The sequence below is a fragment of the Stenotrophomonas sp. PS02298 genome, from assembly GCF_029959445.1.
Lineage (GTDB): Bacteria > Pseudomonadota > Gammaproteobacteria > Xanthomonadales > Xanthomonadaceae > Stenotrophomonas.
Window position 1 is genome coordinate 1 of the sequence record NZ_JASCOR010000181.1, and the last position, 7,964, is coordinate 7,964.

The 7,964-nt window shown below is 65.9% G+C and carries 5 protein-coding genes; 4 read left to right on the forward strand and 1 reads right to left on the reverse strand.

The features are described from left to right. Nucleotides 1-119 precede the first annotated feature (119 nt). Entirely contained in the window at nucleotides 120-2,315 is a 2,196-nt protein-coding gene (locus QMX78_RS18550) for a primosomal protein N' (RefSeq protein ID WP_282272317.1), read from the reverse strand. Between the two features lie 424 nt (nucleotides 2,316-2,739). Here QMX78_RS18550 and QMX78_RS18555 point away from each other — a divergent pair, with 424 nt between their 5' ends. The 4 genes from QMX78_RS18555 to sppA all read left to right on the forward strand — a co-directional run bounded on the left by QMX78_RS18555 (nucleotide 2,740) and on the right by sppA (nucleotide 7,793). Continuing rightward, complete coding sequence (locus tag QMX78_RS18555) at nucleotides 2,740-3,756, forward strand: hypothetical protein (RefSeq protein ID WP_282272318.1); 1,017 nt, start codon at nucleotides 2,740-2,742, stop codon at nucleotides 3,754-3,756. Then, nucleotides 3,749-4,309, forward strand: a complete 561-nt coding sequence (locus QMX78_RS18560; protein WP_282272320.1) for a DUF3106 domain-containing protein — start codon at nucleotides 3,749-3,751, stop codon at nucleotides 4,307-4,309. Before QMX78_RS18555 ends, QMX78_RS18560 begins: the two co-directional genes overlap by 8 nt. Nucleotides 4,310-4,450: 141 nt before the next feature. Next, nucleotides 4,451-5,815 (forward strand): MATE family efflux transporter, encoded by a 1,365-nt coding sequence (locus tag QMX78_RS18565; protein WP_282272322.1) that lies wholly within the window; start codon nucleotides 4,451-4,453, stop codon nucleotides 5,813-5,815. Between the two features lie 70 nt (nucleotides 5,816-5,885). Next, nucleotides 5,886-7,793 (forward strand): signal peptide peptidase SppA, encoded by a 1,908-nt coding sequence (gene sppA, locus QMX78_RS18570; protein WP_282272324.1) that lies wholly within the window; start codon nucleotides 5,886-5,888, stop codon nucleotides 7,791-7,793. Nucleotides 7,794-7,964: the final 171 nt, after the last annotated feature.

Sequence of the window (7,964 nt, forward strand, 5' to 3'; positions counted from 1 at the left end):
GCCGAGCCATGCTCGGCAGGGGCTTTACCGGTAAAGCTCCAGCCGAGCATGGCTCGGCTCTACCGGGATCACGCGCATTTTCAGCTTCGCGGCTCGGGTCGCTCCTGCAAAGCACCAGATCAGTACAGATCCATCGGGTCCACATCCAGCGACCAGCGCACGCGGCGCGCCTGCGGCAGGCCATAGGCCTGCGCCATCAAGCCATCCAGCGCTGCGTGCAACGGACGCCGCTGCCCGGCCGACAACAGCAACTGCGTGCGCTGGAAGCCTGCACGACGTGGCATCGGTGCCGGCATCGGTCCAAAGCGTTCAAGGTCGTTCCGTTTGGGAAGCAGGTGCTTGAGCGCGGCGAGGAATTCATTGGCCTGCTCCACCTGCTTGGCTTCGGCACGCAGCATGGCCATGTGCGCGAATGGCGGAAACCCAGCGGCCTCACGCTGCAGCAGTTCGGCATCGGCAAAGGCGTGGTAGCCGCCGTTGACCAGTGTATGCAGCAGTGCATTGTCCGGATGGTGGGTCTGCAGCCAGACCTCGCCGGGGCGTTCCGCGCGACCGGCGCGGCCGGCGACCTGGATCAGCTGCTGCGCCAGTTTCTCGCTGGCACGGAAGTCGGCCGAGAACAGGCCTTCATCGATGCCGACCACGACCACCAGGGTCAGCTTCGGCAGGTCGTGGCCCTTGGCCAGGATCTGCGTGCCGACCAGGATGCCGGGTTGATCGCCCAGCGTCGCCAGTGTCTGCTCCAGCGCATCACGGCGGGCGGTGGTGCTGCGGTCGATGCGCAGCACCGGGTAGTCGGGGAACAACTGCAGCAGGCGTTCTTCCAGGCGCTCGGTACCAATGCCCTGCGGCTGCAGCGCCAGGCTGGCGCAATCCGGGCAGGCCAGCGGCACCGGCTGGCGCGCGCCGCAGTGGTGGCATTGCAGGCGACGACCGCCACCGTGCACGGTCATTGGCGTCTTGTGCAGCGGCGTGCTGCAGCGTTTGCACGGCGCGGTCCAGCCGCAGTCATGGCAGAGCAGCACCGGCGCGTAGCCGCGGCGGTTCTTGAACACCAATACCTGGCTGCCGGCCTTCAGGTGCTGCTCGATGCCGACCAGCACTTCCGGTGACAGGCCATCCTGCAGCGGCCGCTTGCGCACGTCGAACACGCGCACGCCCGGCGGCTTGGCATCACCGGCACGCTGTTGCAGGCGCAGATGCGTGTAGCGACCGCTGCGTGCGTTGTGCAGGGATTCCAATGATGGCGTTGCACTGCCCAGCACCACCGGCACATTCAGTGCCTTGCCGCGCACCATGGCGAAATCGCGTGCGTGGTAACGGATGCCGTCCTGCTGCTTGTAGCTGCCGTCATGCTCTTCGTCGATGACGATCAAGCCGGCCTGCGGCAGTGGTGTGAAAATCGCCGAGCGGGTACCGACGATAACGCGCGCTTCGCCGCGCGAGGCGGCGGCCCAGACGCGTGCGCGTTCGTTGTCGTTCAAGCCCGAATGCAGCGCATGCACCGGAATGCCCAGACGGCTGCGGAAGCGGTGCAGGGTTTGCGGGGTCAGGCCGATCTCCGGCACCAGTACCAGTGCCTGCTTGCCTTGCTGCAGGCAGTGGCAGATGGCCTGCAGGTAGACCTCGGTCTTGCCGCTGCCGGTGACGCCGTCAAGAAGGAAGGGCTGGAAACCCTCGGCCGCCTGCAGCGCGTCGATCGCTTCTTGCTGCTGCGGGTTGGGCCGCGGGCCTTCGACGATGCGCGGCTGCGGGATCACCGCAGCAACTTCGATCCGTCGCGCGTGTTCACGCTTCGACAGCGCGCGGGCAGCACTGCGCCAGTCCTCCAGCTGATCGTCCAGCAGGTCTTCATTGACGGGACCGTCGAGCAGCAGCGAGGCCAGGCGCTGCGGGCGGGTACCGCTGCGCAGGCGCGTGTAACCGGCGCGGCCTGCCTCGGTCAGTTCCCAGGCCCAGCCGTGGGTATCGGCCAGTGGCTCGCCGCGGCGCAGGGGCGCGGGCAGCGCGGTGGCGATCACCTCGCCCAGTGGGGCGTGGGTGTAGCGCGCCAGCCAGCGCAGCGAGGCGCTGAGTTCGCCACCGAACAGCGCGGCGTCATCCAGCCATTGCAGGGCCGGTCGCAAGGTCGCCGGGTCATCGCTGTGGCCGATGGCCTCGACTACCCCGACCAGCTCGCGCGGACCAAATGGCACCCGCAACCGACGTCCCACATCACCAGCCTCGGGCGCGGGACTGCCGACCGGAGGCAGGTAGTCGAACAGCTGTGGCAGGGGCACCGGCAGGGCAAGGCGCAGGGTGGGGCAGTCAGGCATGGGACAAGTTTAGCCGCAGCCGACGACTTGGCTCGCTCCATTCACCGTCATCGTGATGCTGTGAAGTCCTGCATAAATGCGGCGTAAACGCTGGCTGCGCTTGGAGATTTATTGTTATCCACACATCCTGTGGATAACTCTGTGGGTGAGTAATGTGCTCCACGCGTTCAGGGCGATGGAGCAAGCCTTTGGGTCAACTTGGTCAAAAAATAGCCACATAAGATATTCAATAAAAATCAATGGCTTATCCGTGAAACAAAAAAGAAATACAGTCTCACGGCGGCGTGCTTGGGTCGCTTGTCACAGCGTATTGACGCTGTGCACAAGTTGTTGCAGCGGCTTGCAGAATCGGTCCGCTGCTGCCTTGGGGCGTCGGCAGCGGGGTGTGCGCTCGGTATCATCACGGCATGACGGAGTTCACATGATGGCTGCACCAGCCCCTCTTTCGCCGGCCGCAGCCAATGCTCTGTCCGCCTTTTTGCGCGGGGTGGAACGCCGCGCCCTGGTCGTTGCCGAGCTGCAGGCTGGCGATGCCGCCGTTGGTGAGCGCGCCGTGGCCGTGGCCATGCGTGCGTTTGCCGGCCATGCAGCGCAGCTGCTGATGGTTGAATGGCCGGCCCGCTTCTGGGGCCTGCTGTGCAGTACCCCGCAGTTGCTGAAGCCGACCAGCCCGGGCAACTGGGAGCCGGCCTTCGCACACCTGGGCACGCTGGCAGCAGGTGAACGCTTGGCCTTGTTGCTGCGGATTGGCGCCGGCCTGGATGAAACAGCGGCTTCGACGGTACTGGGCGTTGACGCCACTGCCTATCGGCAGGCCCTGGCGGGCGCCTGTCCGGTGGATGCAGATGGTCACCCGGATGCTGCAAGCTGGCGCGTCTTGGCCGAGCAGGTGCAGGCGTTGATCCGCGACCTGTCGCCGCCGCGCCTGCAGCAACTCGAACAGCTGCGCGATTCGGTGATTACCGGCGCCTTGCCCGCCGCAGCCGCTGCGCCCACTGCCGCTGGCAACAGCCCGCGCGTGGAAGAGGAGCGTCGCCGCAAGCCTGCGCCGCGACGCAAACCGGCCAAACCCTGGACGTTGCGTACCTGGCTGCTGCTGTGCCTGCCGCTGCTGTTGCTGGCCGTGGTCGCGCTGTGGTGGTGGCGTTCGCATACGGTGGTCAGCACAGACCCGGATGCTGGCAATGGGCTGGTCGACAACGGTCCGGTGCAGGTGGAATCGCTGCCTGACGACAGTCCCCCGGCCGGACCGGGCGAAGACCCGCATGCGGCCGCCGATGCAGCCATGCTGGCCGATCCTGCGTTGGACACGGCCCGCGATGCCGACTTCCATGCCTGGTATGCAGCCGGTGGCCCGATCCCGGTGGACGAGTCGCAGCCGCAACCCAGCCGTCCGGAACCGGCCGGTGCAGCGCTGGAGACGGCCGATGCCGATGAGTAAATCTGTTCTGGCGGGCCTGATCTTGGTGGTTGCGCTGCCGCTGCAGGCGGCTGCGCCGACCGCTTTGCCGGGGCTGCCGACCACGACCGGCAGTGCCAGCGTGATCAGCACCCGTAATGCCTGGGCCTCGATGAGCCCGGAGCAGAAGCGCGAGCTCCGTAGCCGCTACGCAGCCTGGCAGGCACTGCCGGCCAGCGAACAGCAACGCATCCGCCAGGCGGCGGCAGCAATCGCCGCGCTGCCCGACGCGCAGCGGCAGGCCCTGCATGCGCGATACATTGCCATCGACCAGATGCACCGCGATGGTTGGTTGCTGGGTCCGCAGCTGGGTGTGTTGTATCCGCGCCTGCAGCCCCTGTTCGGCTACCTGCCGGCGGCTGAGCGTGAGCCGGTGATTGCGCTGCTGCGACAACTCGATGCCGCCCAGCTGGAACAGCTGAGCCTGATTTCGCAGCGCACTCCGCCACAGCAACGTGAAGAACTGCGCACCCAATTGCTGGCCTTGGCACCGGCACAACGCGATGCCTGGTTGCGCGAGAAAGTCGGGCACTGAGTACCGCGCTGTGCGACAGCACGCCGTCCGTTCATCCGCGGTGCGGGGCCGTAACAGCCTTGCCACGGTAGAATAGGCACACTCCGCGACCCGGCATCTGTGCGCTTCCTGCGCCGGCCGTAGTCCGCGTCCCTGTGTTTTATGTCCATGTCTCCCGCTACGCCGCGCTTCATGCAAGAAGTGCGGACGACCGGACTGCTCGCCCTGCCGTTGGTGCTGGGCCACGTTTCCACCGGTCTTATTGCCTTTGTCGACAACACCATCGCTGGCCACCATGGCACCGATACCTTTGCTGCGGTCAGCATTGGCACGGCCCTGCTATGGCTGCCGATGCTGGTGCCGATCGGCACCTTGATCTCGCTCACCGCCTCGGTGTCGCAGCTGCACGGCGCAGGCCGTGACCGTGAAATCGGCCCGCTGTTCCGCCAGGCATTGTGGTTGGGCGTGGGCCTGAGCGCGTTGATGTTCCTGTTCCTGAGCGTGGTGCCGGCGTTCCTGCCAGCGTTTGGTATCGCGCCGGAAATCGTGCCCGGTGCCACCGACTTCCTGCATGCCATCCGTTGGGGTGTGCCGGCGCTTACCCTGTACTTCTGCATGCGCTACCTCAGTGAAGGCATGCATTGGACCCTGCCGACCATGTTGATCGGTTTCGGCGGCCTGCTGGTGCTCGGGCCCTTGGGCTACGCGCTGTGCAACGGCAAGTTCGGCTTCCCCGAGCTCGGTGCCGAAGGCCTGGGCATCGCCTCCTCGGTGACCATGTGGGTGCAGGCGCTGGCCTTCGCCACCTACCTGTGGACCACCAAGCGCTTTGCCCACCTGCAGTTGTTCAATCATTTCGAACTGCCGCGCCCGCGCGCGATCTGGGACCTGCTGCGTACCGGCCTGCCGATCGGCATCACCGTGCTGATGGAAGGCGGTTTGTTCATCATCACCGCGCTGCTGATTGGCCGTATCGGTGCCACCGAGGCCAGCGCCCACCAGATCGCGATCAACGTGGCACAGCTGTGCTTCATGATCCCGATGGGCGTGGCCGAGGCCACCACCGTGCGCGTCGGCCACGCGGTCGGCAGCAACGATCCGCTGGGCGTGCGCCGTGCCACCTGGGCGGGTTATGCCATCGTGCTGGTGACCCAGGTGGTGTCGATCACCGCCTTGTTGCTCGGCCATGACGCGGTGGTGGGGCTGTATACCGACGACCTTGCGGTTGCCGCGCTGGCCTCCACCCTGCTGTTGTATGCGGCCACCTTCCAGATCCCCGATGGCATCCAGGTGCTGTCCGCTGGCGCCCTGCGTGGGCTCAAGGACACCCGCGTGCCGATGTTCATTGCCATGTTCGCCTATTGGGGCGTGGGCATGCCGGTCGGCGCCGGGCTTGGACTGGGGCTGGGCTGGGGCCCGCAGGGCATGTGGATCGGCCTGATCATTGGTTTGACCGTGGCCGCGGTGTTGCTGGGTTGGCGGCTGCGGGTCAGCAGCAGCCGGCTCATCACCCAGGCTGCCCCCTGACTTAAAGGCCATGCCGGTCGCCTCCGGTTATGCGTATCCTGACTTGCAACCAGCCCCAATCGGAGCGTCCATGAATCCCCCTCCAGTGCCACGCCGCAATCCCGTTGCCAGCTTCTTCATCGGCATCTGGGACGTGATGAACTTCACCCGCCGGTTGATCCTCAACCTGCTGTTCTTCGGCTTGCTGTTCCTGATCCTGATCGGCTTGATGGTCGCCGTGGGCAAGGGCGCGTCGTCGACGACCGTGCTGCAGGAAGGCACCACCCTGGTGATCGCGCCGGAAGGCCGTCTGGTCGAGCAGTACAGCACCGACCCGCTCAGCCGCGCGCTGGGCAAGGCGCTGGGTGAAACCAATGCCGAAGAGCTGCAGCTGCGCGATCTGATCCGCGCCATCGAAGCGGCCAAGGACGACAAGAAGATCAACCGCGTGGTGCTGCAGCTGGACAAGCTGCAGCCCAGTGGCTTTGCTTCGATGCGTGAAGTAACCGCCGCGCTGCAGGATCTGCGTGCGGCCAAGAAGCAGGTCGTGGCCTTCAGCGAAAACATGGGCCAGTCGCAGTACCTGCTGGCCGCGCAGGCCGATGAGGTCTACCTCGACCCGATGGGCGGCCTGTTGCTGGAAGGCCTTGGTCGCTATCGCCAGTACTTCCGCAGCGGTCTGCAGGACAAGCTGGGCGTGGACGTGCACCTGTTCAAGGTGGGCGAGTTCAAGTCCGCCGCTGAGCCGTATGTGCTCGACGCCGCCTCGCCGCAGGCCAAGGAAGCCGACCTGTTCTGGATGAACGACGTGTGGCAGCGCTACCTGGGCGACATCGCCAAGGCACGCAAGCTCGACGCCGCGCAGCTGGCTGCCGGCATCGACACCCTGCCCGAAGGCATTGCAGCCGCCGAAGGTGACCTGGCCCGTTTCGCCCTGCAGCAGAAGCTGGTGGATGGCCTGAAGACCCGCGAAGAAGTGGACGCGCTGCTCACCGAACGCGGCGTCGCCGACGGCGATGCTGACGGTGGCTACCGCCAGATCGGCCTGGGCGAGTACCTGACCCAGCTCGACGCACGTCGCTCGCCGATGGATTCGCGTCCGCAGGTTGCCGTGGTGGTTGCCGAAGGCGAGATCGCCGGCGGCGACCTGCCGGCTGGCCGTATCGGTGGCGTGTCGACCTCGGCGCTGCTGCGCGAGGCACGCGACGATGACGACGTGAAGGCCGTGGTGCTGCGCGTGGACTCGCCGGGCGGTGAAGTGTTCGCTTCCGAGCAGATCCGCCGTGAAGTGGAAGCGCTCAAGGCCGCCGGCAAGCCGGTGGTGGTGTCGATGGGTGACATGGCTGCATCCGGTGGTTACTGGATCAGCATGAATGCCGACCGCATCTATGCCGACGAATCCACCATCACCGGCTCGATCGGCATCTTCGGCATGATCCCGAACTTCGCTCGCAGCCTGGACAAGATCGGCGTGCATACCGATGGTGTCGGCACCACCCGTTTCGCTGGCGCATTCGATGTGACCCGGCCGATGGACCCGGCCGTGGGCCAGGTGATCCAGTCGGTGATCAACAAGGGCTATGCCGATTTCACCGGCAAGGTCGCTGACGCGCGCAACAAGCCGGTCGAGGCCGTGGACGAAGTCGCACGCGGTCGCGTGTGGAGCGGTGCGCAGGCCAAGGAACGTGGTCTGGTCGACGCCTTCGGTGGCCTGAGGGCGGCCGTTGCCGATGCAGCTGAGCGCGCCAAGCTCGGTGGAAGCGACAAGTTCCGCGTGCGTTACATCGAGAAGGCAGCAACCCCGTTCGCGCAGTTCATGACCGGTTTTGCCGGCAGCCGCGCCGGCGCCTGGATGCTTGCTGATTCGGGCATCGCGCGCATGCTGATCGCCAAGCAGATGCCGGAGCTGGATACCCAGCTGCGCTTTGTCGAGGACGCAGTGAAGGACCGCAACGGTGCACCGGTGAAGTCGCTGGCGTATTGCTTCTGCGGGTTGTAAGCGCGTTTTGATCAGGTTGCAGCGACAACGCCGCCCCAGGGCGGCGTTGTTGTTTCTGCACCGTAGTGCCGAGCCATGCCCGGCAGGGGCGTTCCAGGCAATGCTCAGTAGTGCCGAGCGATGCTCGGCAGAGACGTTACCGGTAGAGCCCGATGCCGAGCATCGCTCGGC